We start from the raw sequence: 24,914 nt of genomic DNA, 5'->3' as shown, positions 1-24,914 counted from the left end.
TTATTTCTCACTGTCCACTAAACCACGCACAAACGCGCGCTGCATGGCTAACACGATGATTACCGGAGGTATGAGCGTCAGCAGCATGGCGGCCATTACCTGGTTCCACTGCGTGGTGCCTTCACCGGTGGCGATCATGCCTTTGATACCCGCCACCGCAGTGCCCAAATTGACGTCGGTAATAATTAACAACGGCCACAAATACTGGTTCCAGCCGTAGATAAAGGTGATCACGAACAGCGCCGCCAGATTGGTTTTTGACAGCGGTAGCACGATATCGCGGAAAAAACGCATCGGTGACGCACCGTCAATTCGCGCCGCCTCAACCAGCTCATCCGGCAGGGTCATAAAGAACTGTCGGAACAGGAAGGTCGCCGTAGCCGATGCCATCAACGGCAGCGTCAAACCCGCATAGCTGTCGAGCATTTTCAGGTTGGCGATAACCTCCACAGTGGGGAAGATTCGCACCTCAACCGGCAGCATCAGGGTGATAAAAATCATCCAGAAGAACAGGTTGCGCAGCGGAAAACGGAACCAGACGATGGCGAATGCGGAGAGCATGGAGACGGTGATTTTCCCTACAGTAATACTGAACGCCATGATGAAACTGTTAAGCATCATCAACCAGAACGGCGCGCTGTTGATGCCCACACCGTTGACCCAGATGTATTTCATGTTCTCCAGCAACTGCGTGCCGGGAACCAGCGTCATCGGCGTTTCAAACACCGCTTTATTGTCCAGCGTCGCCGCGACAAACGCGACGTACAGCGGAAACAGGATCACCATAATCCCCATAATCAACATGGCATGGCTGAATATTGTCAGCCCACGACGGTTCTCAATCATTGGTAACGCACCTTACTTTCCACATAGCGGAACTGCACCACCGTCAAAATAATGACCAGGAACATCAGCACCACCGATTGCGCGGCCGAGGCGGAGAGATCCAGCCCAACAAAGCCTTCGCGATAGATCTTATAAATCAACGTCGTGGTCGCCTGTACCGGTCCACCCGCCGTGGCGGCATCGATCACCGGGAAGGTATCAAAGAAGGCATAAACCAGATTCACCACCAGCAGAAAGAAGCTGACCGGGACTATCAGCGGCAGCGCCAGCTTAAAGAAGCGGCGAACCGGCCCTGCGCCATCAATCGCAGCAGCTTCGATCAGTGACCGCGGGATAGACTGCAGTGCGGCAAAGAAGAACAGGAAGTTGTAACTAATCTGCTTCCAGACCGACGCGAACACCACCAGAAACATTGCCTGACCGCTGTTTTGCGCATGGTTCCAGTCATAGCCAAACTCACCGAGAAAATGGGTAATCAGCCCGCGACCTGGGTTAAACAGGAAGATCCACAATACGGCGGCGACGGCAGGCGCGACGGCATAGGGCAACAGCATCAGCGTTTGGTAAAAACGGCTGCCGCGCACCACGTAATTCACCAGCGCCGCAAAAAATAACGACACCAGCAGACCGCTTACCGTGACTAACGTACTGAACTTAATGGTGGTCCAGAATGAGTCGAGGTAGTACGGGTCATGAAACAGCGCGACAAAGTTTTCCAGTCCGACAAACTGGCTGGAAAGACCAAACGGATCAACGGATTGTAGCGAGTACCACAACGCTTCACCGGCGGGCCAGATAAAGAAAATAACGGTGATAACCAGCTGCGGAGCCACCAATAAATAGGGAAGCCAACGCGAGCGGAATACCGGACGGGATGAAGACATGTAGGTTCTTTTCCTGGAAGGTGCCGGATGGCGGTGCAAGCATCTTATCCGGCCTACAAACTTGTAGGCCTGATAAGCACAGCGCCATCAGGCACTTATACACTTAAGACTTGGTCGATTGCTCAAAGCGGCGCAGTAACTGATTGCCACGCTCCACGGCGGCATCCAGTGCCTGCTGCGGGGTTTTCTTCCCGGTCCAGACGCTTTCCAGCTCTTCATCCACAATGGTGCGGATCTGCGGCATATTGCCCAGACGCAGTCCTTTGGTGAACGGCAACGGCGGCTTGTTCAGCATCTGGCGGGTGGCGATATCAGCCCCAGGGTTCTTCTCATAGAAGCCCTGTTCACGGGTCAGGTCGTAGGCAGCGGTGGTGATCGGCAGATAGCCGGTCTTCTGGTGCCATTCGGCAGCAATTTCAGGCTTCGCCAGGAAGTTGAGGAACTGCGCCACGCCTTCGTAGGTTGCTTTGTCTTTACCCTGCATCACCCACAGGCTGGCCCCACCGATAATCGCATTCTGCGGCGCGCCCTTCACATCGGCATCGTACGGCATCATCCCGACGCCATAATTGAATTTAGCGTAGTGGCGGATGTCGGCCAGCGAACCGGAAGAGGCGGTGGTAATGGCACAATCCCCGTTGTAGAACTTCTCAGTGGATTCGTCCTTACGCCCGAAGTAGCTGAAATCACCTTTTTTGTTCAACTCTTCCAGCAGAGCGATGTGTTTCACCTGTTCCGGTTTATTGAACTCCAGCACCGCGTCAGTACCGTCAAAACCGTTGTTTTTGGTTGCTACCGGCAGACCGTTCCAGGCGCTGAAGTTTTCAATCTGAATCCATCCCTGCCAGCCGCTGGCGTAACCGCACTTCATTCCTGCGGCTTTCAGCTTCGCGGTGTACTCCGCCAGATCCTGCCAGGTTTTCGGCGGCTGCTCAGGGTCTAAACCGGCTTTTTTGAAGGCATCTTTGTTGTAGTACAGCACCGGAGTGGAGCTGTTAAACGGCTGGGAGAGCAAGTGTCCGCTTTTAGAGTCGGTGTAGTAACCGGAAACGGTCGGTACGAACTGAGACTCATCGAAGTTAATGCCAGCCTCTTTGAATACTTCATAGACCGGTTTAATGGCTTTTGAGGCCATCATGGTTGCCGTGCCCACTTCATAAACCTGCAGCAGCGCAGGCGCGTTTCCGGTACGGAAAGCGGCAATTCCTGCACTCAGGCTCTGCTCGTAGTTGCCTTTGTACTGCGGAACAATTTTGTAGTCGGGATTGGCTGCATTAAAACGTTGCGCCAGTGAATCAACTTCTTTACCCAGTTCGCCTTCCATTGAGTGCCAGAACGGGATAGTGGTGACCGCCAGTGCCTGACCTGCAAATGCCAGGCTAAGTGCCAGTCCTAAAGCTGTATGTCGTAACGATATCATCGGTTATCTCTCTTGTTGTGCCGGATGCGCGATATCACGCGTTTTATGCTCGCGGGGGTAACATGACATGCTCGAATGACAGAAAAATAACTTTTTTATTACAAAAAAAAGATAGTAAGGCGACAAACAGATGGCAAGGCGGTGAAAGCGTAGTGACAGGAAAATGCGGGGTGGTGCACAACAAAGCCGGATATCGCTATACCTTCTCCGGCCTGGATGGCGTTATCTGCTGCTCCAGCAAGGAAGATTAATCCCGACGCCAGCGTCGCTCATATTCATTCTGTAAACGCTGCTGCTCTCGCCGCTCACGTTCACGTTGGATATCCGATTTATCATCATCCCAGCCTGGGCATACCGAACTGGTAAACACTTCGCAGGGCGAGTCGGATTGCGCTAACGGGTTGTCCGGTTTCTCTTCCCAGATAGCGGGATCGCGCGGGTCAAACGCTGGCGGTGTTGAGGCCAGGGTAGTTAATGAAAGCGTCAAAAACAAACTGCCAATCATCATGCAGGTACCTGAACGAATCATCCTTTCTCCATGTTCATTTTATTATTGATAACTATTCTCAATAATAACATAGAGCAATAAAAAGGGGCCACAGCGGGCCCCTTGTCTATTCAGAGAATCATTAACCGCCCAGATACGCACTACGCACCGCTTCGTTAGCCAGTAACGCATCACCGGTGTCTTCCAGCACCACATGACCGTTTTCCAGCACGTAGCCGCGATCGGCGAGCTTCAGCGCCTGGTTAGCGTTCTGTTCGACGAGGAAGATGGTCATCCCCTGTTCGCGCAGCTGTTCGATGGTGTTAAAAATCTGCTGGATGATAATCGGCGCCAGACCCAGCGACGGTTCATCAAGCAGCAGCAGCCTCGGCTGGCTCATCAGCGCACGGCCTATCGCCAGCATCTGCTGTTCACCGCCGGACATCGTTCCCGCACGCTGAATACGACGCTCATGCAGACGGGGAAACAGGTCATACACCCATTTGATGCGTTCCTGAAACTGGTCCTTTTCGGCAAAGAAGCCGCCCATCGCCAGGTTCTCTTCCACCGTCATGCGGGAAAACACGCGACGCCCTTCCGGCACAATCGCTACCGCTTCGCGCATGATTTTCGCCGTCTGCCAGTCGGTAATGTCTTTACCATCAAAGACAATTCGCCCGCTGGTCGCACGCGGATCGCCGCATAACGTACCGAGCAGCGTGGTTTTTCCCGCGCCGTTGGCGCCAATCAGGGTAACGATTTCACCCTGGTTGATATACAAGCTGACATCGTGCAGCGCCTGTATCTTGCCGTAGTGGGCGCTGACTTTGTCGAACGATAACATCACGTTATCCATATTATGCCTCGCCCCCATTATGCTTCTCCTAAATAGGCGCGGATAACATCCGGGTTATTACGAATCTGTTCCGGCGTCCCGTTCGCCAGCGGCGTGCCCTGGTTCACCACGTAAATACGGTCGGAAATCCCCATCACCAGCTTCATATCGTGCTCAATCAACAAAATGGTGGTGTTGTGATGGTTACGCAGTTCAGCAATCAGCTCGTCCAGTTCTTTGGTCTCTTTCGGGTTGAGGCCTGCGGCGGGTTCGTCGAGCATCAGGATTTCCGGCTGGGTCACCATGCAGCGGGCAATCTCCAGACGGCGCTGATCGCCGTAGGCCAGGTTACTGGCCTGCCGGTTGGCATGCTCCAGCAAACCAATACGCGCAAGCCAGGTGGCGGCGCGATCCAACGCTTCACTCTGCGCACGACGGAACGACGGGGTTTTCAACAGGCCGGAGAAGACGCCGGTTTTCAGTTGCTGATGTTGCGCCACCAGCAGGTTTTCAATCACCGTCATTTCGCGAAACAGACGCACGTGCTGAAAAGTACGCACCACGCCCATACGCGCGATTTGCTGACCCGGCAGCCCTTCCAGGTGCTGGTCGCGCAGCTTAATCGTCCCGCCGGTCGGCTTATAAAAACCGGTCAGGCAGTTGAAGACCGTGGTTTTCCCCGCGCCGTTCGGGCCGATTAACGAGACAATCTCCTGCGGTCGTAGTTCCAGTTCAACGTTGTTTACCGCCAGCAGACCGCCGAAGCGCATCATCAGGCCGTTAACGGATAATAATGGCTGACTCATGCCTGCTCTCCTTTTGCTTCCCCGTTTTTCAGCTTCAACTGTGGACGGGTCATCGGCAACAAGCCCTGCGGACGCCAGATCATCATCAGTACCATTAAACCACCCAGCATTAACATGCTGTATTCGTTGAAATCACGCATCAGTTCGCGTGACACCACCAGCAGGATAGCTGCGAGGATGACCGCAAACTGCGAGCCCATTCCGCCCAGTACCACAATCGCCAGCACAAAGGCCGACTCGGCAAAGGTGAAGGATTCCGGGCTGACGAAGCCCTGGCGCGCGGCAAACAGCGTACCGGCAAAACCGGCAAACGCGGCGCTGATGGTAAAGGCTGTCAGCTTGATACGCGTAGGGTTTAAGCCCAGAGAACGACAGGCAATTTCATCTTCACGCAGCGCTTCCCACGCACGACCCAGCGGCATACGCAGCAAACGGTTGATAACAAACAGCGAGAAGACCACCAGCAGCAGCGCCACCAGATAGAGGAAAATGACGCGGTCAGACGGATCGTACTTGACGTTAAAGAAGTTGCTGAAGGTATCCCAGCCGCCTTCACGGGCGGTACGGCTGAACTCCAGACCGAAAAAGGTCGGTTTCGGGATCTGGCTAATACCGTTTGGACCGCCGGTTACTTCGGTGTTGTTGAGCAGCAGGATGCGGACGATTTCGCCGAAGCCTAAGGTCACAATCGCCAGATAATCACCGCGCAGGCGCAGTACCGGGAAGCCGAGCAGGAAGCCCGCAGCAGCGGAAACCAGTCCCGCCAGCGGCAGACAGGTCCAGAAGCCGAGTCCGTAATAGTGGTTCAGCAGCGCGAAGGTGTAAGCGCCGATGGCATAGAAGCCGCCGTAGCCCAGCACCAGCAGGCCGGAAAGCCCCACCACCACGTTTAAGCCGAGGCCGAGGATGATATAAATCATCGTCAGCGTGGCGATATCCACCGTACCGCGCGAGACCATAAACGGCCACACCACGGCAATCACCAGCAGCGCCACCAGGAACAGTTTCTGTTTAACGGTGGAGCCGTCAATCGCCGGCAGAATAAATTTCGGTCCGGAGACGCTCTTCAGGCCTTTCTGGAAGGCTGGACGCAGCAGTTGGAAAAGAAAGACCACGCCAGTGCCGATAAATACCCACTGCCAGCGGATATCCGCGGCGGTATCGACCACCAGCTTGGTACCGTCCAGCTCTAACTGAACGCCCATAAAGACGCCCGCCAGGACGAAGAACATAGCGGCAGAGAGCAGCGCCATTGCAAAATGCATCGGTTTCATACTTTCTCTACCTCCGGGCGACCCAGAATACCGGTCGGCATCACCAGCAGCACCAGAATTAGCAGCGCGAATGAAACAACGTCTTTGTATTCAGTACTCAGATAAGCAGAGGAGAGCGCTTCCGCTACGCCCAGAATCAGGCCGCCGATCATCGCCCCTGGAATGCTGCCGATGCCGCCCAGTACCGCCGCGGTAAAGGCCTTCATCCCGGCCATAAAGCCGATGTAAGGGTTAATTACGCCATAGAACTGACCGAGCAGCACGCCCGCTACCGCCGCCATTGCTGCGCCAATCACAAAGGTCAGCGCAATCACGCGATCGGTGTTAATGCCGAGCAGGCTGGCCATCTTCAGGTCTTCGGCACAGGCACGGCAGGCGCGGCCCATACGGGAGTAACGGATAAACAGCGTCAGCGCCAGCATCGCCAGGAAGGTTACGATCCAGATAACCAACTGCATGGTGGTGATGGAAGCAGAGAAGTTATCGCTACTGCCGACAGTCCACTGGCCATTAAACAGGCTGGGCAGCGCCACGTCGCGCGAACCTTCCGTCAGGCTGACGTAGTTTTGCAGGAAGATGGACATCCCGATAGCGGAAATCAGCGCGATCAGGCGCTTGGAGCTGCGCACGGGCCGATACGCCACGCGTTCAATGCTCCAGCCGTAGGCGCTGGCAATCACAATTGCGCCGACGAAGCCCGCCGCGACCAGTAGCCAGCTGGAATCGATGCCCATCATCATTAGCGCTGCGATGATCATAAAGGAGACATAGCTGCCGATCATATACACCTCGCCGTGGGCGAAGTTGATCATGCCGATAATGCCGTACACCATCGTGTAACCGATGGCGATCAGCGCGTAGGTGCTTCCCAGCGTGACGCCGTTAAACATCTGCTGCAAGAAATAGAGGAACTGCTCGGACATAAGGTAACCTTTTTAAACCCGCCCGTTTTGCACGGGCGGTGGGATAACTCGTCTTCAGGTATTACTTCGCGACGGTCGAAGAACCGTCTGCATGCCACTGGAAGACACCAAACTCAAATCCCTTCAAATCGCCTTTTTCGTCCCATTTCAGCGGCCCAATCACGGTATCAGCCCCGTGTGCTTTCAGATCTTTCACCAGGTCCAGCGGCTCTTTGCTACCGCTTCGATCCATTGCTGTCGCCAATGACTGGACGGCGGCATAAGTGATCCACACGTATGGTCCGGTTGGATCTTTCTTGTCAGCTTTGAGCGCATCGACGATAGCTTTATTCGCCGGATCCTGGTCATAGCGTTTTGGCATGGTTACCAGCATGCCTTCAGCAGCATCACCGGCGATATTAGACAGCGACGCATTGCCGACGCCCTCAGGTCCCATAAACTGGGTTTTCAGCCCGACGGAACGCGCCTGACGCAGCATTTGCCCCATTTCCGGGTAGTAGCCACCGTAATAAACAAAGTCGATATTTTCTTTTTTCAGGCGAGCGATCAGCGCAGAAAAATCTTTTTCCCCGGCGGTGATACCGTCAAAGAAAACGATGTTGGCTTTGCCCGCTTTCAGGCTGTCCTGCACCGAACGCGCCAGACCTTCACCGTATTGCTGTTTATCGTGAATGATGGCGATACGCTGTGGTTTCACCTTCTCCAGAATGTATTTCGCGGCAGTCGGCCCCTGAGAGGAGTCCAGACCCGCTGTACGCATAATGTGAGCGTAACCGCGCTGGGTCAGTTCCGGGTTTGTGGCACCCGGAGAAATCATCAGAATGCCTTCATCTTCATAGATATCTGATGCGGGCTGCGTGGAAGATGAGCACAGATGTCCAATAACGTACTGAATACCGTCATTGACGATTTTGTTCGCTACCGCAACGGCCTGTTTCGGATCGCAGGCGTCGTCATATTCCACAGCGACCAGTTTGTCGCCTTTGACCCCGCCTTTGGCATTGATATCTTTAATGGCCTGACGTGCGCCATTAAATTCCATATCGCCCCACTGCGCGACCGGACCTGACATCGCGCCGACAACAGCGACCTTGATATCTTCCGCCATGACCGCGTGTGACATTGCCAGTGCTATCACCCCTGCGATGATTGTTTTCGCATTCCGTTTCATTACCTGAATCCCCATTCGTGACGTAATTAATATTTTGTATTTATGTGGTTAAAAAGCAGTCTGTGCTTTTTTTGAACTACACTATTTTTACCAGTCTCATTAATGGTTTAGCGCAGTTTTTTAAGCAAAATCAGGCTAAAATCTCTATTTTTCAGTCGATTAAGAAAAGATAATATTCTGCTTTTCACTATAGATAAACAAAAAAAAGCACGTTTGTCAGCATAAAATAACGGTACAAAGAGCCGAATAAAATGCTGCATTCCAGGGTATTATTCTGCCTGTTTTTCAATCTCTACGGTTTCAAACTGTCATTACCGTTGTTACAAAATTATTAATCTGGTTATTCACATAAAAAAGAGAAAGCATCCGGGCGAATTATTTCGGTACACTGATTCCATCTTTTGTGATTTGGACATGCTGTTAATGAAGCTGACCATCGTTCGTTTAGATAACTTTAGCGACCAGGACCAGATTGATCTGGGCAAAATCTGGCCGGAATATTCCGCCTCATCGTTAAGCGTAGATGAAACGCACCGGATCTACGCCGCACGCTTTAACGAGCGTCTGTTAGGCGCAGTTCGCGTAACCCTGAGCGGCACGCAAGGTGCATTAGATTCATTGCGCGTACGCGATATCACCCGCCGTCGCGGCGTCGGGCAGTATTTGATCGAAGAAGTCATCCGGGAAAACCCTGACGTGAGTTCATGGTGGATGGCCGACGTCGGCGTCGAAGACCGCAGCGTGATGGCCGCGTTTATGCAGGCGTTAGGGTTTACGGCCCAGGAGAATGGCTGGGAGAAGCGCTAAAAGAAAGCCGGATGGCGCTGACGCTTATCCGGCCTACGAAGTGCTCGTTGTAGACCTGGTAAGTATGTAGGCCGGGTAAGGCGAAGCCGCCACCCGGCACTCAATTACTTGGCGTCTGTCGCCGTCCCGTTTGCATGCCAGTCAAACACGCCGAACTCGAAGCCTTTCAGATCGCCCTTCGCATCCCATGACAGCGGCCCCATTACGGTTTCCACTGAGTTTGCTTTCAGGTATTTGGCAATTTCAGCCGGATCGTCAGACTGGTTCAGACCGGCCTGCAAGGATTGCAGCGCGGCGTAAGTGGTCCATACGAATGCACCGCTCGGATCCTGTTTCTTGGCTTTGATCGCGTCCACAATCGGTTTGTTCGCCGGAACCTGATCGTAGTTCTTCGGTTTCGTTACCAGTAAGCCTTCTGCAGACTCACCCGCGATGTTAGACAGCGACACGTTCGCTACCCCTTCTGGTCCCATAAACTGGGTTTTCAGACCTGCGGCACGAGACTGACGCAGGATCTGCCCCATTTCCGGGTGATAACCACCGTAGTAAACGAAATCGATATTCTCTTTCTTCAGACGCGCCACCAGCGTAGAGAAATCTTTCTCGCCAGCGGTGATCCCGTCGAAGAACACCACGTCAGCGTTGGCTTTCTTGAGGTTGTCCTGCACGGAACGCGCCAGGCCTTCACCGTACTGTTGTTTGTCGTGAACGATCGCAATGCGCTTCGGCTTCACTTTTTCAACGATATATTTGGCAGCGGTTGGTCCCTGATCGGAATCCAGACCGGTGGTACGCATCACCAGGTTATAACCGCGCGCGGTCAGCTCCGGCGCCGTTGCCGCTGGGGTGATCATCAGAATGCCTTCGTCTTCATAGATATCTGACGCAGGCTGAGTGGAAGACGAGCACAGGTGGCCGATAACATATTTAATCCCGTCGTTGACCACTTTGTTAGCTACCGCTACCGCTTGTTTCGGGTCACAGGCATCGTCATATTTCACCATGACCAGTTTGTCGCCTTTCACGCCGCCTTTGGCGTTGATATCTGCAATCGCCTGCTCTGCGCCAGTAAATTCCTGATCGCCATACTGCGCTACCGGACCGGACATCGCGCCGACGACGGCAACTTTAATATCCTTAGCAAACGCCATATTGCTCAAAGACAGGGCGATACATCCTGCCAATAACGCTTTACCCTTCATATTCATCCTGACAATCCCCATTATTGTGGTTATTACGTGTGTTGTGATGTTGTTGTTCAGCACTTTATTTCGATTATTGGATAGCCACCCGTGCTTTATCAGCATACTCTGCTAAAACATACCCGATTTTTATTATTTTGGAATAGCTAAATTTGACATGCAGATAACAACTTGATGACAAAAAGCTTAAACGTCAGGAGAGAGGGGAAGAGATAAAAACAAAAAACCCCGGATTTTCATCCAGGGTTTATCAGCATTTCCAGTTCGGCTGGAAATTACGCTTCGATCGCCGCGCGCAGTTTTTTCATGGCGTTCTTTTCAAGCTGACGAACACGTTCAGCGGAAACGCCGTAGCGATCGGCCAGCTCCTGTAACGTCGATTTGTTGTCTTCGTCCAGCCAACGGGCACGAATGATGTCCTGGCTACGCTCGTCCAGGCCCTCCATTGCGTGGGTCAGTTTGTTCGCGGCCTGATCTTCCCAGTTATCTTCTTCAATGCCGTCGGCAAAGTTAGAAGATTTATCCTGCAGATACAGCACCGGAGCCATCGGCTGGCTGTCAGACTCATCGTCTGAAGACATGTCAAACGTCATGTCCTGCGCCGCCATACGGGATTCCATTTCGCGCACGTCTTTGCTGGAAACACCCAGTTCGCGAGCAACCATTTCAACTTCGTCCTGGTTAAACCAGCCCAAACGCTGCTTGGTTTTACGCAGGTTAAAGAACAGCTTACGCTGTGCTTTGGTGGTCGCAACTTTAACGATACGCCAGTTACGCAGAACGTATTCGTGGATCTCAGCTTTGATCCAATGCACGGCGAAGGAAACCAGGCGCACACCCACTTCCGGGTTGAAACGGCGCACGGCTTTCATCAGGCCGATATTACCTTCCTGAATCAGATCCGCCTGCGGCAGGCCATAACCCGCATAATTACGAGCAACATGAACAACAAAGCGCAGGTGAGACAGGATCAGCGTTTTAGCTGCTTCCAGATCGCCCTGGTAATGCAGCTTTTCAGCCAGTGCCCGCTCCTCGTCAGCCGACAACATCGGCCACGCGTTCGCAGCCCGGATGTAAGATTCCAGGTTACCAACAGGGGCTAAAGCTAAATTTTGCATTTCTTTGGTCATTCAAATCCTCTCAATCTTTTCATCTGGCGCATTGGCTAAAAACTAATTAACAAAAACCAGTAGCAACAACCATGCCAGAGCTTATGAGCAACGAGAATATCATTCAATCTTTTATCAGACAGTGATTTTATCCACAAGTTCCATGTCGTAATGTGTATAGATTACGCACAAAATGTGACATCACAATGAATACGCCGGGAAGAGATCACAGGGACTCTTTCCCTGCAGAGCGAACTACTCAGTGCAGGGAAAGATTATACCAGAGATTTTTTAATCGGGGGTAAAGTGGCGTAAATGTTGAACCGTGGCAAGCCAGGCTGCCACCCAGCCAATCATTGAGCACACCAGCAGCAATAACAGGCACTCATCGAATGATAAGCCATTGATATCAAACTTGGTTCCAAATACCTGTGCCACCTCAGTCACCGCTGACGACAAACGCATCACCAAAATTTCTGACAAAATCAGTGAAAGAAATGCACCGGAAAAACCGAGCAGTGCACCGCCGTAGAGGAACGGGCGCAGGATAAATCCATCCGTCGCGCCAATCAGTTTTTGCACGTTAATGGTATCGCGACGCGCAAAAATACTCAGCCGCACGCTGTTACCGATGACGAGGAAGACCGCCGCCACCATCAGCACGCCAATCATCGCGGAAACGCGTCCGACAAGGCCCGTCAGCGCCGCCAGGCGAGCGAACCAGCTGTCATCCATTCGCACTTCATCAATACCGTTGATTTGTGCGATGCGGTCACGCAGCGTGTTCAGCGACTCCGTACCCTGGAAGTCCAGTTTCGGGATAACAACCGCCACGGCCGGAAGCGGGTTCTCTTCCAGCATATCCAGCGCGCCGCCAAAGCCAGACCAGTTGCGGAATTCACCCAGCGCGTCGTCACGAGAAAGATAATTCACTTTCTCCACGCCCTGCTCGGCCTGCAACTGACCAACCACCCGCGCCGCCGCATCATCATCCAGCGTTTTTTGCAGGTAAACGGTGATCTGCGGAGACGGATAATACTGGCTTGCCGCATGGTTTACGTTCTTATAAACCATGTAGCACACGCTTGGCAGCGTCAGGGAGATGGCAATAACCATCACCGTCAGAAACGTCGCCAGCGGCTTGCTTTTCAGGTCCTGTAACGCGCCCTGAAACGCATAACGTACCTGCTCGTTAAAGACATTGGTTTTACGCGAATTCGGCTTTGGCGCGGCTTTCGCACGCTTTGGCGTGTTGCGACCGCCGTCACCCGGCGCACCGCCCGATTTACGAAAGCGATCCAGTCGGCCACCGAACTGTTTGATTTGGTTAATAGCGTCACGTCTATTCATGCGCCAGGCCTCCATGCAGATGTCCATCGCTCAGAACCATTTGGCGATAGGAGCGACGGGAGATCAGGCCAATATCGTGCGTGGCCATTAATACCGTGACCCCGACGCGGTTAAACTCTTCGAACAGGCGAAGGATCCCTTCTGACAGCGCGTCATCCAGGTTCCCCGTTGGTTCATCCGCCAGCAGCACCGCAGGTTTGTTCACCACCGCACGGGCGATGCCGACGCGTTGTTGTTCACCGCCGGAGAGCTGAATCGGGAAGTTTTTCGCTTTGTCCAACAGCCCGACCTTATCCAGCGCCGCTGACACGCGACGACGAATATCGTCCCCGCTGGCACCCGCGATGATTAGCGGGATAGCCACGTTGTCAAACACGGTTCTGTCCATCAACAGGTGGTGATCCTGAAAAATCATGCCAATCTGACGACGCAGAAACGGCACTTCACGGTTTTTCAAACGGCTGATGTCATGCCCGCTAAAGTAGATTTTCCCGGCGCTGGGCCGTTCAATTCCACAAATCAGCTTCAGCAGGGTACTTTTCCCCGCGCCGGAGTGGCCGGTCAGAAACGCCATCTCGCTAGGCTGCATATGGAAGGTCACTCCCTGCAGCGCTTGTCTCCCACCGAGATAGGCCTTGCTGACATGTTCAAAGCGAATCATTGTTAATCCTCTCGGGCAAAAAGTGCCTCTATAAAATCGTCCGCTTTAAACGGACGTAAATCCTCGATACGTTCGCCCACACCGATATAGCGGATAGGGATGCCAAACTGATCGGCTACCGAGAAGATAACCCCGCCCTTCGCCGTACCGTCCAGCTTGGTCAGGGTGATACCGGTTAAGCCCACCGCTTCATGGAACAGTTTGGCCTGGCTTATCGCATTCTGCCCGGTGCTGGCGTCGATAGTCAGCATAACTTCATGCGGCGCATCTTCGTCCAGCTTCTTCATGACGCGAACGATTTTTTTCAATTCTTCCATCAGGTGCGATTTATTCTGCAAACGCCCTGCGGTATCAGCGATCAGCACGTCTACGTTACGCGCCTTCGCCGCCTGGATGGCATCAAAGATGACGGACGCGGAATCCGCGCCAGTATGCTGAGCAATCACCGGGATGTTGTTACGCTGACCCCAAACCTGCAGCTGTTCTACCGCCGCCGCACGGAAAGTATCACCTGCCGCCAGCATTACCGATTTACCCTGCTGCTCAAACTGACGCGCCAGCTTACCAATAGTGGTGGTTTTGCCCACGCCGTTGACGCCAACCATTAAGATAACAAATGGTGTTTTGCCATCAACATTCAGCGGTTCGTCAACCTTCGCCAGAATCTCGCCCATCTCTTCTTTCAACAGACCGTACAGCGCTTCCGCATCTTTAAGCTGCTTGCGGCTGGCGCCTTCCGTCAGATTCGCAATGATTTTGCGGGTCGTTTCTACACCCACATCAGCGATCAGCAGTTGCTCTTCTAGCTCTTCAAACAGATCATCGTCGATCTTTTTACCACGGAACAGACTGATAAATCCGGAACCGAGGTTTTCTTTTGTTTTCAGCAGGCTGCGTTTCAGGCGCGCAAAGAAACCTTCTTTGGTTGGTTTTTCCTGCTCCTGGACCGCCTCTTCTTCTACCGGTTCTTCTACAGCAGGTTCTTCTACCGGCACCACCATAACTGCTTCTTCAGCAGCCTCAGCGGCCAGCGCCTGTGCTTCCAGCTCTTCGTCGGTCAGTTGCGGTTCGTTTTCAGCTTCTTCTTCAGCCGCCTCAACGATTTCCACGGTTTCCGCTTCGGCCTGCCACTCTTCGGCAGAAACTTCTTCAGTTTTCACCTCTTCCGGCAGCGGCAATTCTTCGCGTTCGATAACCACCGCTGCTGGCGTTTCTACTACAGTTTCAGCAATGGGTTCAGCAACCGGCTCAATCTCCGGCTGCGCTTGTTCGGCGACAGGTTCGACTTCCGGCTGCAGTTTTTCGATTTCCGCAACCTGTTCAGTTACTTCAACGACTTCAGCTGCAAAGGCTTGCGTTTCAGCCTCGCTACGGGTTTCCTCGACGTGCGGTTGTTCGTCAACGACGGTAGTTTCTTCAGCAACCGGTTGTTGTTCTTCGTTTTTTACTTCTGTCTCGTTTTCCGGTGCCTGCTCTTTTTGACCAAAGCCCAGCCAGGAAAAAAAGCCACGTTTTTTCTCTTTCGCCATTTGCGACTACACTCCCCCGCTGTTGCTTCATGGCACAGCGTCAACGCTATGTACATAGCAGCTAAAAAAATGATGAAATAGTCTATCACTTAACTTAACTCACATCACCGCCTGGAATGACACGTCAGCAGCGGATTGAGCAATAATTGAAATGAAAAAACCGAATCACTCTGGTAGCGGCCAGATCCGCATTATTGGCGGGCAATGGCGTGGCCGTAAACTCCCGGTTCCGGACAGTCCCGGCCTGCGTCCGACCACTGACCGTGTGCGCGAAACGTTGTTTAACTGGCTGGCCCCGGTAATGGTCGATGCTCACTGTCTGGACTGCTTCGCCGGCAGCGGCGCGCTGGGGCTGGAAGCCCTCTCTCGCTATGCGGCAAATGCGACGCTTCTGGAGATGGATCGCGCGGTATCTCAGCAGCTACAAAAGAATCTCGCCACACTGAAAGCCTCCCATGCCCGCGTCGTCAATACCAATACGCTGACATTTTTGGCTCAGGCAGGTACGCCGCATAACGTGGTATTTGTTGACCCGCCGTTTCGCAAAGGATTACTGGAAGAAACATTAACTCTTCTGGAAACTCATGGCTGGCTGGCAAATGAAGCGTATATTTACGTTGAAAGCGAAGTAGAAAACGGCTTACCGCCGGTTCCGGTGAACTGGTCGCTATACCGTGAGAAAGTCGCCGGACAGGTCGCCTATCGCCTGTACCAACGTGAAGCACAAGGAGAAAACGATGCTGATTAACCTGGGACGCCTGCTGATGCTGTGCGTCTGGGCATTTTTACTACTGAATATTTTCCAACCCTTTCCACGCCCGCTTAACATCTTCGTTAACGTCGCACTGATATTTATGGTGCTGATGCATGGCATGCAGCTGGCGCTGCTAAAAAGCACCATGCCTAAAGATGGCCCGCAGATGACCAACGGAGAGAAAATCCGTATTTTTCTGTTCGGCGTCTTTGAGCTACTGGTGTGGCAGAAGAAGATTAAAGATCAGTTGAAGAAGTAGCTGTGATCTTTTCGCCCGGCGGCACGTTGCGGACTGGGGCGAAAAATCTGTAGGCCGGATAAGGCGTAAGCCGCCATCCGGCATCAGTCAGATGGCACCTTAGCGTTCAAGCGTAAAATCAACAAATCGCGAACCTTTGTAACTCAGCGTGCCTTTATCCCCGACTGTTAACGCGTGGTACTGCTGCGCATCAAGACGAAACGTCTGCTCCATCCCCCCGTTTTGTGGCTTAAAGCTGGCTTCATAGCGCATGCTGGTTCCTGCCGGGCTCACTTCCTGCTGACGGGATCGCCGATCGTTTAGCGGTTTTTCCCGTTTGTTACTTACCACCACCTGCTTTTGCACCAGCGGCGCCGCATCATTATCGGCTTTTTCTCGCCGCTGCTGAACAAAGCGAAACGACGCAGCGATAACGATTAAGACAATGATAACAATGAAAAAAAGTGGTGGTTTGCTCATATTATTAACCCATCAGAAAATGCGGAAATAAGCATACATCGCCTGTTATGGTGTTGTCATCTGGCTGTGTCGACCTCTACACTGGACAGTAGAGCCGTGAGCACCCCGCTTACGAAAAAATAACGAATTCAAGGAACTAAGATGCTTTGGTCGTTTATCGCTGTCTGTCTTTCCGCATGGTTGTTCGTGGATGCTTCCTATCGTGGACCTGCCTGGCAACGCTGGGTCTTTAAGCCCCTGACGTTACTCCTGCTGGCGCTGCTGGCCTGGCAGGCGCCAATGTTTAACGCTATCAGCTATCTGGTGCTGGCTGGCCTGCTTGCCTCGCTGCTGGGCGATGCGCTGACGCTGTTACCGCGCCAACGCCTGCTGTACGCCGTGGGAGCATTCTTCCTGTCGCATCTGCTGTACACCATCTACTTCGCCAGCCAAATGACGCTGTCGTTCTTCTGGCCTTTGCCGTTGGTGCTGGTAGTGCTGGGAGCGTTGCTGATCGCCGTGATCTGGACGCGTCTGGAAGAGCTGCGTGTCGCTATCTGCACCTTTATCGGCATCACGCTGATGATGGTCTGGATGGCCGGTGAGCTGTGGTTCTTCCGCCCGACCGCCCCGGCGCTGTCGGCATTTATGGGCGCATCCCTCCTGTTCATCGGCAACATTGTCTGGCTGGGTAGCCATTACCGTCGCCGCTTCCGCGCCGATAACGCCATTGCCGCCGCCTGCTACTTCGCCGGACATTTCCTGATTGTTCGTTCGTTGTATCTTTAAAACGCTTGACTCTGGAGTCGACTCCAGAGTGTATCCTCCGGTTAATACGAAATGATTATCAACCGGAGGATGCCATGCCGACACCCGATACCCGTGGCAAAAAAGTCCCACAATTCTCTTCTTTCAAGCCAGCGCCTGCACCACAAAAGGCGGATGACTGCTGCTGCGAAGGAAGCTGCTCCACTACACCAACCGTATCCGATACCGTAATAGGTACCCGCTATTCCTGGAAAGTGGCAGGCATGGACTGCGCAGCTTGCGCCCGCAAAGTAGAGAATGCGGTCCGCCAGGTCAGCGGCGTCAACCAGGTCCAGGTTCTGTTCGCCACTGAAAAACTGGTGGTCGATGCCGGTTCCGATATCCGCCAGCAAGTTGAAAACGCGGTGCAAAAAGCAGGCTATACCCTGCGCGATGAGCACGCGACGGACGCCGCACCCGAGTCACGTTTTAAAGAAAACCTGCCGCTGATTTCGCTGATTATCATGATGGCGATTAGCTGGGGGCTGGAGCAGTTCAATCATCCCTTCGGTCAGATAGCGTTTATCGCCACCACGCTGGTCGGCCTGTATCCCATTGCCCGTCAGGCCCTGCGTCTGATGAAAACCGGCAGCTACTTTGCCATTGAAACGTTGATGAGCGTCGCCGCCATTGGCGCACTGTTTATCGGCGCGACGGCGGAAGCCGCCATGGTGCTGCTGCTGTTTTTAATTGGCGAGCGTCTGGAAGGTTGGGCCGCCAGCCGCGCCCGTAAAGGGGTCAGCGCACTGATGGCGCTCAAACCGGAAACCGCCACACGCCTGCGTAACGGTGAGCGCGAAGAGGTGGCTATCAATACCCTCCGGCCTGGCGATGTTATTGAGGTTGCCGCGGGTGGGCGTTTACCTGCCGACGGCAAACTGGTCTCCGGCTTTGCCAGCTTTGATGAGAGCGCCCTGACTGGCGAATCGATCCCGGTTGAACGCGCCACCGGCGAGAAAGTCCCGGCGGGTGCCACCAGCGTGGATCGTCTGGTTACGCTGGAAGTGCTCTCCGAGCCGGGTGCCAGCGCGATTGACCGTATTCTGAAGCTGATTGAAGAAGCGGAAGAACGCCGCGCTCCCATTGAGCGCTTCATTGACCGTTTCAGCCGGATTTACACTCCAGCCATTATGGCGGTTGCGCTGCTGGTCACCCTCGTACCGCCACTGCTTTTTGCCGCATCCTGGCAGGAGTGGATTTATAAAGGGCTGACGCTACTGCTGATTGGCTGCCCTTGTGCTCTGGTGATTTCAACCCCCGCAGCCATTACTTCTGGTCTGGCCGCTGCGGCACGTCGTGGGGCGTTAATCAAAGGTGGTGCCGCGCTGGAACAGTTGGGTAGAGTCACGCAGGTGGCGTTTGATAAAACCGGCACCCTGACCGTCGGTAAACCACGCGTCACGGCGATTCATCCGGCAAGCGGTATTGGTGAGGCTGAACTGCTGGCACTGGCGGCAGCGGTAGAGCAAGGCGCGACGCACCCGCTGGCACAAGCAATTGTTCGGGAAGCACAAACGCGCGAGCTGACTATTCCTGTCGCAAAAGAGCAACGGGCGCTGGTTGGCTCTGGAATTGAAGCGCTGGTCAACGGCGAACGCGTACTGATTTGCGCCGCCGGTAAGCAGCCTGCCGATGCCTTTGCCGGGCAGATTAGCGAGCTGGAAAGCGCGGGCCAAACGGTGGTGTTGGTGCTGCGTAACGATACCGTTCTCGGCGTACTGGCCTTACAGGACACGCTGCGCGATGACGCTCGCAGCGCCATCAGCGAGCTTAATCAGATTGGCGTGAAAGGGGTGATCCTGACCGGTGATAACCCGCGTGCGGCCGCCGCCATTGCCGGTGAACTGGGCCTCGAATTCAAAGCAGGACTCTTGCCGGAAGATAAGGTGCAGGCCGTTACCCATCTTAACCAACAGTCGCCGCTGGCGATGGTCGGCGACGGCATCAACGACGCCCCGGCAATGAAAGCGGCTACCATCGGCATTGCGATGGGAAGCGGGACCGACGTCGCGCTGGAAACCGCCGATGCCGCTCTGACCCACAACCGTCTGCGTGGTCTGGTGCAAATGATTCAGCTGGCGCGGGCTACCCACGCCAATATTCGCCAGAACATTGCGATTGCGCTGGGCCTGAAGGGGATTTTCCTCGTCACCACGCTGCTCGGGATAACCGGACTGTGGCTGGCGGTGCTGGCGGATACGGGGGCGACGGTGCTGGTGACCGCGAACGCGCTGCGGTTGTTGCGTAAAGGGTAGTGCCTGTTTCTCGCCTGATGGCGCTTCGCTTATCAGGCCTACAGGTTACTCAGTCTTTATAGGCCGGAGAAGCGTTAGCGCCATCCGGCATGACAAGATTACTGCCCTTTGCGCACTAAATAACGGTACGGCAGCGAGTCGGTCTCTTTGGCCACCAGCTCATGTTCCATAAAGGTACAGAAGCCAGGAATATCGCGGGTTGTTGCCGGATCGTCGGCAACAATCAGCAGCGTTTCACCGGCCTGCATGCCGCGTACGGTTTTACGCACCATCATTACCGGTTCCGGGCAGCGCAGCCCTTGGGCATCAAGAGTATGGTCGGGGGAAGTAAACAGGTCGCTCATCGTCGTCTCATTCATACAAAAACGGCGTTATTTTACGCTCTGTTGTGGCGTAAGCCAATCAGGTTAACGATTGCGTGAAAAACAACCATTGCAATGTGCTCTTAAAGCAGTATCATGCGACGGTTTTTTATTGGGTTCCCTCACCCCATCCAACAAAAAGGTCACAATATGACTCCGTTTACACAAACTCAGCGCGTAAAAGCGTTGTTCTGGTTATCGCTATTTCATCTGCTGGTGATCACCTCCAGCAACTATCTGGTGCAGCTTCCAATCTCCATTTTTGGTTTCCATACCACATGGGGCGCGTTTAGCTTTCCGTTTATTTTCCTCGCGACCGACCTGACCGTGCGTATTTTTGGCGCGCCGCTGGCCCGACGTATCATCTTTGCGGTTATGATCCCCGCGCTGCTGATCTCCTATGTCGTTTCATCACTGTTCTATATGGGATCGTGGCAAGGATTCGGCGCACTGCTGCACTTTAACCTGTTTGTCGCCCGTATCGCCGCCGCCAGCTTTATGGCCTACGCGCTGGGACAAATTCTGGATGTGCATGTCTTTAACCGCCTGCGTCAAAACCGTCGCTGGTGGCTGGCACCGACGGCGTCCACGCTGTTTGGCAATATCAGCGATACGTTGGCCTTCTTCTTTATCGCTTTCTGGCGTAGCCCGGATGCCTTTATGGCCGAGCACTGGATGGAAATCGCACTGGTCGATTACTGCTTCAAAGTGCTGATCAGCATTATTTTCTTCCTGCCAATGTATGGCGTGCTGCTGAATATGTTACTGAAAAGGCTGGCAGATAAATCTGAAATCTCTGCATTGCAGACGAGTTAAAGGTTCATTTTCCGAGTTGTGATAAGATGGACGAATGAGCCGTTATGGCCGTTTATCGAAAGGAAGAAGTCAATGCGCAATCTGGTTAAATATGTCGGTATTGGCCTGCTGGTTATGGGGCTTGCGGCCTGTGATAATAGCGATACAAAAGCGCCAGCCGAGGGTGCTGCCGCAGAAAGTAACGCCACCGGACAACCGGTCAGCCTGCTGGACGGCAAACTCAGTTTTTCCCTGCCAGCGGATATGACCGATCAGAGCGGTAAGCTGGGCACCCAGGCGAACAATATGCACGTATATTCTGACGCAACCGGCCAGAAAGCAGTGATTGTGATTGTTGGCGACAACACCAACGAAGATCTGGCGGTGCTGGCAAAACGTCTGGAAGATCAGCAGCGTAGCCGTGACCCGCAGCTGCAGGTCGTCACCAATAAATCTATTGAGCTGAAAGGCCACACGCTGCAGCAGTTAGACAGCATCATCTCGGCCAAAGGCCAGACCGCATACTCTTCCGTGGTGTTGGGGAAAGTGGACAACCAACTGCTGACGCTGCAAATCACGCTGCCTGCTGACGATCAGCAAAAAGCGCAGACGACCGCAGAAAACATCATTAACACGCTGGTTATCCAGTAACGGTTAAGACGATGACGCGGCCTCCGGTGACACCACCTGAGGCCGTTTTTTTAACCGCCAGGTCAGCAATAACGCCACCGCTACCAGCCCTGCCGCCGCCAGATAGATAACCGGCACACCCGCCCACGTCATGACCAGCCCGGCCAGCGGCCCGGTAACCCCCAGCGATAAATCCATAAACACCGTGTAGGTCGCCAGCGCAGCGCCCTGATTTTGCTGAGGAACGGCTTTTACCGCCACCACGCCCAGCGCCGGGAAAACCAGTGAGAACCCAGCCCCGGCCAGCAGAACGCCGATTTTCGCCATCCACGGCATCGAAGCCATCCCGACCAGCAGTAGCCCGACAATCTCGACACTAAAGCAGATCATCGCCACATTCAGCCCGCCTAAACGGTTGATACCATTTGGGAACAACAAACGAGTACCGACAAACGTGCAGCTAAAAAGCGTCAGCGCGAATGCAGCGCCATCCCAGCCTTTGGCATCATAGAACAAGGTAATGAAGGTAGCGATTACCCCAAATCCGGCGGAGGCCAGGGCCAGCGCCATGCCATACAACCAGACGCGCCCAAGCACCGCGCGAAATGGCAACGGTTTACCTTTACTGGCCTTCACCGCCGGACGAGGGAGCGCCAGCAGTATCGCCAGCAACGCCACGCCCATCACCGTCAGCGCCAGCCCCTGTAAACCACCCCAGGCATAAAACAGAACACCCAGCGGCGCGCCTATCGCCATCGCGCCATAGGTCACGATGCCATTCCAGGAAATCACCCGTCCGATGTGCATTGAGCCAACCACCCCTACGCCCCACAGCGTAGAGCCGGTCCCGGCAAAGCTTTGCCCGATCCCGAGAATCACCCGCCCCAGGCATAACAGCAGCAGACTGGCCAACGGCCATCCGTTCGTTGATCCCGCCAGTAAATAGCCCAGGCCACTTAAAAAGCAGCCGCACAGCCCAAATACCACAATTTTCTTTGGCCCCAGCAGATCGGCATAGCGACCGGCATGCGGACGGCTCAGCAGCGTAGCGAAATATTGCAGGCTGATGACCAGTCCGGCCCAGAAAGCGCTAAATCCCATTACATCATGGACGTAGCCAGGCAACACCGCGAGCGGCAGACCGATGGTCAGGTAGCTGGCGAAGTTAAACATCACCACAGAGACAATACGCAGGTTCAGGCGTAAACCGCTAAGCGTCGGTTCAGCGACGGGTTCGGGCATGGAGGGTCACCACATTTTCACAACAGTGTTTCATTTCTACCATGTTGCAGAGCAGAAATCAGTAGCCAGTTTAGGAGTTTTAGTCGCAAACCAGCCGCTACACTTAATGCAAAAACGCAAACAGGAAGAAGACATGATAACCACCCAGCCCGATAAAACGGGTTTGCACATTTTGCTCAAACTGGCCGCTCTGGTGGTGATCCTCGCAGGTATCCATGCTGCGGCGGATATCATTGTGCAGCTGCTGCTGGCCCTCTTTTTTGCCATTGTATTGAATCCACTGGTCACCTGGTTTATCCGCCGGGGAGTCGGTCGCCCAATCGCTATTACCTTAGTCGTGGTGGTGATGCTGATCGTTCTTACGGCGTTGGTTGGCGTGTTGGCGTCATCAATCACTGAATTCATGGACCTGCTGCCAAAATACAATAAGGAGCTAACACGCAAGGTTCTGTATTTGCAAGAGATGGTGCCTTTTCTGAATCTGCATATGTCCCCGGAGCGCATGCTGCAACGCATGGACTCTGACAAGCTGATGACCTTCACAACCACGCTGATGACGAGTCTTTCTGGTGCCATGGCCAGCGTCTTTCTGCTGGTGATGACGGTAGTTTTTATGCTGTTTGAGGTGCGTCATGTCCCCTATAAGATGCGTTTTGCGTTAAATAATCCGCAAATCCACATTGCGGGGCTACATCGGGCGCTAAAGGGTGTGTCACACTATCTGGCGCTGAAAACGCTGCTCAGCTTATGGACCGGTGCCATAATCTGGCTGGGTCTGGCGCTGATGGGGATTCAGTTTGCTCTGATGTGGGGCGTACTGGCATTCCTGTTAAACTACGTGCCCAACATTGGCTCGGTCATTTCCGCCGTCCCGCCCATGATCCAGGCACTGCTTTTTAATGGCATTTACGAATGTCTGTTGGTTGGCGCACTGTTTCTGGTGGTGCATATGGTGATTGGCAACATTCTCGAACCCCGAATGATGGGGCATCGGCTGGGATTATCGACGCTAATCGTCTTCCTCTCTCTGTTGGTATGGGGATGGCTGCTCGGTCCGGTAGGTATGTTGCTCTCCGTGCCATTAACCAGCGTGTGTAAAATCTGGATGGAAACCACCAAAGGCGGCAGCAAACTGGCGATTTTGCTGGGGCCCGGCAGGCCCAAAAGTCGGCTTCCCTGAAAAACTACCAACCGAGGTAGTTTTTATATTTTTATATGACCGTTAAAATGACGCTAACGCAGTTATATATAGAAGCTTATCTTAAATAAAGAGTGAAAGGGATTTCATTCTTTATAAAGAAAATACATAAGTCAAGATGATGGTTTCTTTACCGAAACGCATAAAAATAATGAATCCCCCCAAAGCATTTAACTTAAGCTATCTACTTAGCTTTAAAGGTTATTTTATTTGATACATTTTCTCTAAAAATCTATACTTCTCGCCAATGATGATGCTGAAAAATTTCTGTTGAAGAAAGTCCTGGGACATTACTATCCGGTCATCTCATTACCTTGCTACCAACCATATGAAATAAAATGCTAATTTAGCTTAAATATAATCATAGGCAATACAAGGTGCCCATGATTTCGGAGTTTATTATTTAATACGTATAAACGGTACTTTGATAGGGAGCTTTAATGAAACAGTATATTAAGTGGTTTGCGGCCATTGCCGTTGTCGGTGCTCTGGCGGGTTGTGCACGTACTGCGCCGATTGATCAAGTTCACACCAGTGTGAGCGCGGGGCATACTCAGGACCAGGTTAAAACCGCGATCCTGAAAGCCGGTATTCAACGCCAATGGGTCATGTCTGAAGCCGGACCAGGTGTTATTAAAGCTCGCCAACAAACCCGCGATCATGTAGCTGAAGTCCGTATCACTTATACCGCCACCAGCTATGACATCAAATACGACAGCAGCCTCAACCTGCAGGCATCTGGTGGAAAAATTCACAAAAACTATAACCGCTGGGTACGCAATCTGGATAAAGACATCCAGCTTAATCTGTCAGCCGGTGCCAATCTGTAATTATGCCTAAAGTCGGGCTGAAAAGGCCCGATACTCTTAT

At 53.4% G+C, this 24,914-nt stretch carries 26 protein-coding genes; 9 read left to right on the top strand and 17 right to left on the bottom strand.

Annotated features, from left to right (window positions below):
* From ugpE to livK, 9 genes are all read right to left on the bottom strand, one after another.
* Positions 1–846 (bottom strand): sn-glycerol-3-phosphate ABC transporter permease UgpE, encoded by an 846-nt coding sequence (ugpE, locus tag LY264_RS01455; protein WP_048227424.1) that lies wholly within the window; start codon positions 844–846, stop codon positions 1–3.
* Positions 843–1,730 carry a sn-glycerol-3-phosphate ABC transporter permease UgpA gene (gene ugpA, locus LY264_RS01450; RefSeq protein ID WP_048227425.1) on the bottom strand — a complete coding sequence of 296 codons (888 nt, stop codon included), beginning with the start codon at positions 1,728–1,730 and terminating at the stop codon, positions 843–845. The genes ugpE and ugpA overlap by 4 nt, the downstream gene beginning before the upstream one ends.
* Before the next feature lie 103 nt (positions 1,731–1,833).
* Positions 1,834–3,150, bottom strand: a complete 1,317-nt coding sequence (ugpB, locus tag LY264_RS01445) for a sn-glycerol-3-phosphate ABC transporter substrate-binding protein UgpB (RefSeq protein ID WP_003827583.1) — start codon at positions 3,148–3,150, stop codon at positions 1,834–1,836.
* 247 nt (positions 3,151–3,397) lie between these two features.
* A complete protein-coding gene (locus tag LY264_RS01440) occupies positions 3,398–3,679 on the bottom strand; it encodes a hypothetical protein (protein ID WP_048215382.1) in 282 nt (93 codons plus the stop codon).
* A 100-nt stretch (positions 3,680–3,779) separates the two neighbouring features.
* Positions 3,780–4,493: a high-affinity branched-chain amino acid ABC transporter ATP-binding protein LivF gene (gene livF / locus LY264_RS01435; protein WP_087050797.1), complete on the bottom strand. Its 714-nt coding sequence runs from the start codon at positions 4,491–4,493 to the stop codon at positions 3,780–3,782.
* A 17-nt stretch (positions 4,494–4,510) separates the two neighbouring features.
* The gene (gene livG, locus LY264_RS01430; protein ID WP_003827578.1) at positions 4,511–5,278 is read right to left on the bottom strand and encodes a high-affinity branched-chain amino acid ABC transporter ATP-binding protein LivG; all 768 of its coding nucleotides are present in this window, start codon (positions 5,276–5,278) and stop codon (positions 4,511–4,513) included.
* The gene (gene livM, locus LY264_RS01425; protein WP_048227426.1) at positions 5,275–6,552 is read right to left on the bottom strand and encodes a branched chain amino acid ABC transporter permease LivM; all 1,278 of its coding nucleotides are present in this window, start codon (positions 6,550–6,552) and stop codon (positions 5,275–5,277) included. Before livM ends, livG begins: the two co-directional genes overlap by 4 nt.
* Positions 6,549–7,475 (bottom strand): high-affinity branched-chain amino acid ABC transporter permease LivH, encoded by a 927-nt coding sequence (gene livH / locus LY264_RS01420; protein ID WP_003827575.1) that lies wholly within the window; start codon positions 7,473–7,475, stop codon positions 6,549–6,551. The genes livM and livH overlap by 4 nt, the downstream gene beginning before the upstream one ends.
* A 61-nt stretch (positions 7,476–7,536) precedes the next feature.
* Positions 7,537–8,646, bottom strand: a complete 1,110-nt coding sequence (gene livK, locus LY264_RS01415; RefSeq protein WP_003023433.1) for a high-affinity branched-chain amino acid ABC transporter substrate-binding protein LivK — start codon at positions 8,644–8,646, stop codon at positions 7,537–7,539.
* Between the two features lie 423 nt (positions 8,647–9,069).
* Here livK and panM point away from each other — a divergent pair, with 423 nt between their 5' ends.
* Entirely contained in the window at positions 9,070–9,453 is a 384-nt protein-coding gene (panM, locus tag LY264_RS01410) for an aspartate 1-decarboxylase autocleavage activator PanM (protein ID WP_003827573.1), read from the top strand.
* 104 nt (positions 9,454–9,557) lie between these two features.
* Here panM and LY264_RS01405 read toward each other — a convergent pair whose 3' ends face one another.
* From LY264_RS01405 to ftsY, 5 genes are all read right to left on the bottom strand, one after another.
* Positions 9,558–10,661, bottom strand: coding sequence for a branched-chain amino acid ABC transporter substrate-binding protein (locus tag LY264_RS01405; protein WP_139157946.1), 1,104 nt, complete (start codon positions 10,659–10,661; stop codon positions 9,558–9,560).
* A 269-nt stretch (positions 10,662–10,930) separates the two neighbouring features.
* On the bottom strand, positions 10,931–11,785 hold the full coding sequence (rpoH, locus tag LY264_RS01400; RefSeq protein ID WP_003023425.1) for an RNA polymerase sigma factor RpoH: 855 nt from the start codon (positions 11,783–11,785) through the stop codon (positions 10,931–10,933).
* A 270-nt stretch (positions 11,786–12,055) separates the two neighbouring features.
* Positions 12,056–13,114 carry a permease-like cell division protein FtsX gene (ftsX, locus tag LY264_RS01395; protein ID WP_020996073.1) on the bottom strand — a complete coding sequence of 353 codons (1,059 nt, stop codon included), beginning with the start codon at positions 13,112–13,114 and terminating at the stop codon, positions 12,056–12,058.
* On the bottom strand, positions 13,107–13,775 hold the full coding sequence (ftsE, locus tag LY264_RS01390) for a cell division ATP-binding protein FtsE (RefSeq protein ID WP_071692518.1): 669 nt from the start codon (positions 13,773–13,775) through the stop codon (positions 13,107–13,109). Before ftsE ends, ftsX begins: the two co-directional genes overlap by 8 nt.
* Positions 13,776–13,777: 2 nt before the next feature.
* Positions 13,778–15,304, bottom strand: a complete 1,527-nt coding sequence (gene ftsY, locus LY264_RS01385; RefSeq protein ID WP_048227429.1) for a signal recognition particle-docking protein FtsY — start codon at positions 15,302–15,304, stop codon at positions 13,778–13,780.
* A 151-nt stretch (positions 15,305–15,455) separates the two neighbouring features.
* On the opposite strand from ftsY, the gene rsmD reads away from it, so the two are divergent.
* Both rsmD and LY264_RS01375 read left to right on the top strand, forming a co-directional pair.
* On the top strand, positions 15,456–16,052 hold the full coding sequence (gene rsmD, locus LY264_RS01380) for a 16S rRNA (guanine(966)-N(2))-methyltransferase (RefSeq protein WP_048227430.1): 597 nt from the start codon (positions 15,456–15,458) through the stop codon (positions 16,050–16,052).
* Positions 16,042–16,317: a DUF1145 family protein gene (locus tag LY264_RS01375; protein WP_003023415.1), complete on the top strand. Its 276-nt coding sequence runs from the start codon at positions 16,042–16,044 to the stop codon at positions 16,315–16,317. Before rsmD ends, LY264_RS01375 begins: the two co-directional genes overlap by 11 nt.
* 99 nt (positions 16,318–16,416) lie before the next feature.
* On the opposite strand, the gene LY264_RS01370 is transcribed toward LY264_RS01375, so the two are convergent.
* A complete protein-coding gene (locus LY264_RS01370; protein ID WP_071692519.1) occupies positions 16,417–16,776 on the bottom strand; it encodes a DUF2500 domain-containing protein in 360 nt (119 codons plus the stop codon).
* 141 nt (positions 16,777–16,917) lie between these two features.
* Between LY264_RS01370 and LY264_RS01365 the strand changes: the two genes are divergently transcribed.
* Entirely contained in the window at positions 16,918–17,544 is a 627-nt protein-coding gene (locus tag LY264_RS01365) for a lysoplasmalogenase (protein ID WP_003827558.1), read from the top strand.
* 74 nt (positions 17,545–17,618) lie between these two features.
* Positions 17,619–19,817: a Zn(II)/Cd(II)/Pb(II) translocating P-type ATPase ZntA gene (gene zntA / locus LY264_RS01360; protein ID WP_048227432.1), complete on the top strand. Its 2,199-nt coding sequence runs from the start codon at positions 17,619–17,621 to the stop codon at positions 19,815–19,817.
* Positions 19,818–19,915: 98 nt separating this feature from the next.
* Here the strand turns inward: zntA and tusA are convergent, their stop codons facing one another.
* Positions 19,916–20,161 (bottom strand): sulfurtransferase TusA, encoded by a 246-nt coding sequence (gene tusA / locus LY264_RS01355; protein WP_003827551.1) that lies wholly within the window; start codon positions 20,159–20,161, stop codon positions 19,916–19,918.
* 168 nt (positions 20,162–20,329) lie between these two features.
* Between tusA and LY264_RS01350 the strand changes: the two genes are divergently transcribed.
* Together LY264_RS01350 and LY264_RS01345 are read left to right on the top strand one after the other, a co-directional pair.
* Positions 20,330–20,995, top strand: a complete 666-nt coding sequence (locus LY264_RS01350) for a 7-cyano-7-deazaguanine/7-aminomethyl-7-deazaguanine transporter (protein ID WP_003827549.1) — start codon at positions 20,330–20,332, stop codon at positions 20,993–20,995.
* Positions 20,996–21,067: 72 nt separating this feature from the next.
* Positions 21,068–21,625, top strand: a complete 558-nt coding sequence (locus LY264_RS01345; protein WP_003827547.1) for a DcrB family lipoprotein — start codon at positions 21,068–21,070, stop codon at positions 21,623–21,625.
* Positions 21,626–21,628: 3 nt separating this feature from the next.
* Here LY264_RS01345 and LY264_RS01340 read toward each other — a convergent pair whose 3' ends face one another.
* Complete coding sequence (locus LY264_RS01340) at positions 21,629–22,846, bottom strand: MFS transporter (protein ID WP_003827545.1); 1,218 nt, start codon at positions 22,844–22,846, stop codon at positions 21,629–21,631.
* Between the two features lie 133 nt (positions 22,847–22,979).
* Here LY264_RS01340 and LY264_RS01335 point away from each other — a divergent pair, with 133 nt between their 5' ends.
* Both LY264_RS01335 and LY264_RS01330 read left to right on the top strand, forming a co-directional pair.
* A complete protein-coding gene (locus tag LY264_RS01335) occupies positions 22,980–24,026 on the top strand; it encodes an AI-2E family transporter (RefSeq protein ID WP_048227448.1) in 1,047 nt (348 codons plus the stop codon).
* A gap of 470 nt (positions 24,027–24,496) precedes the next feature.
* On the top strand, positions 24,497–24,874 hold the full coding sequence (locus LY264_RS01330) for a hypothetical protein (protein ID WP_122973906.1): 378 nt from the start codon (positions 24,497–24,499) through the stop codon (positions 24,872–24,874).
* The last annotated feature ends 40 nt before the right edge of the window (positions 24,875–24,914 follow it).

This window comes from Citrobacter portucalensis, assembly GCF_023374935.1.
GTDB lineage: Bacteria > Pseudomonadota > Gammaproteobacteria > Enterobacterales > Enterobacteriaceae > Citrobacter > Citrobacter portucalensis.
This window is presented reverse-complemented; position numbering and strand designations above follow the sequence as displayed.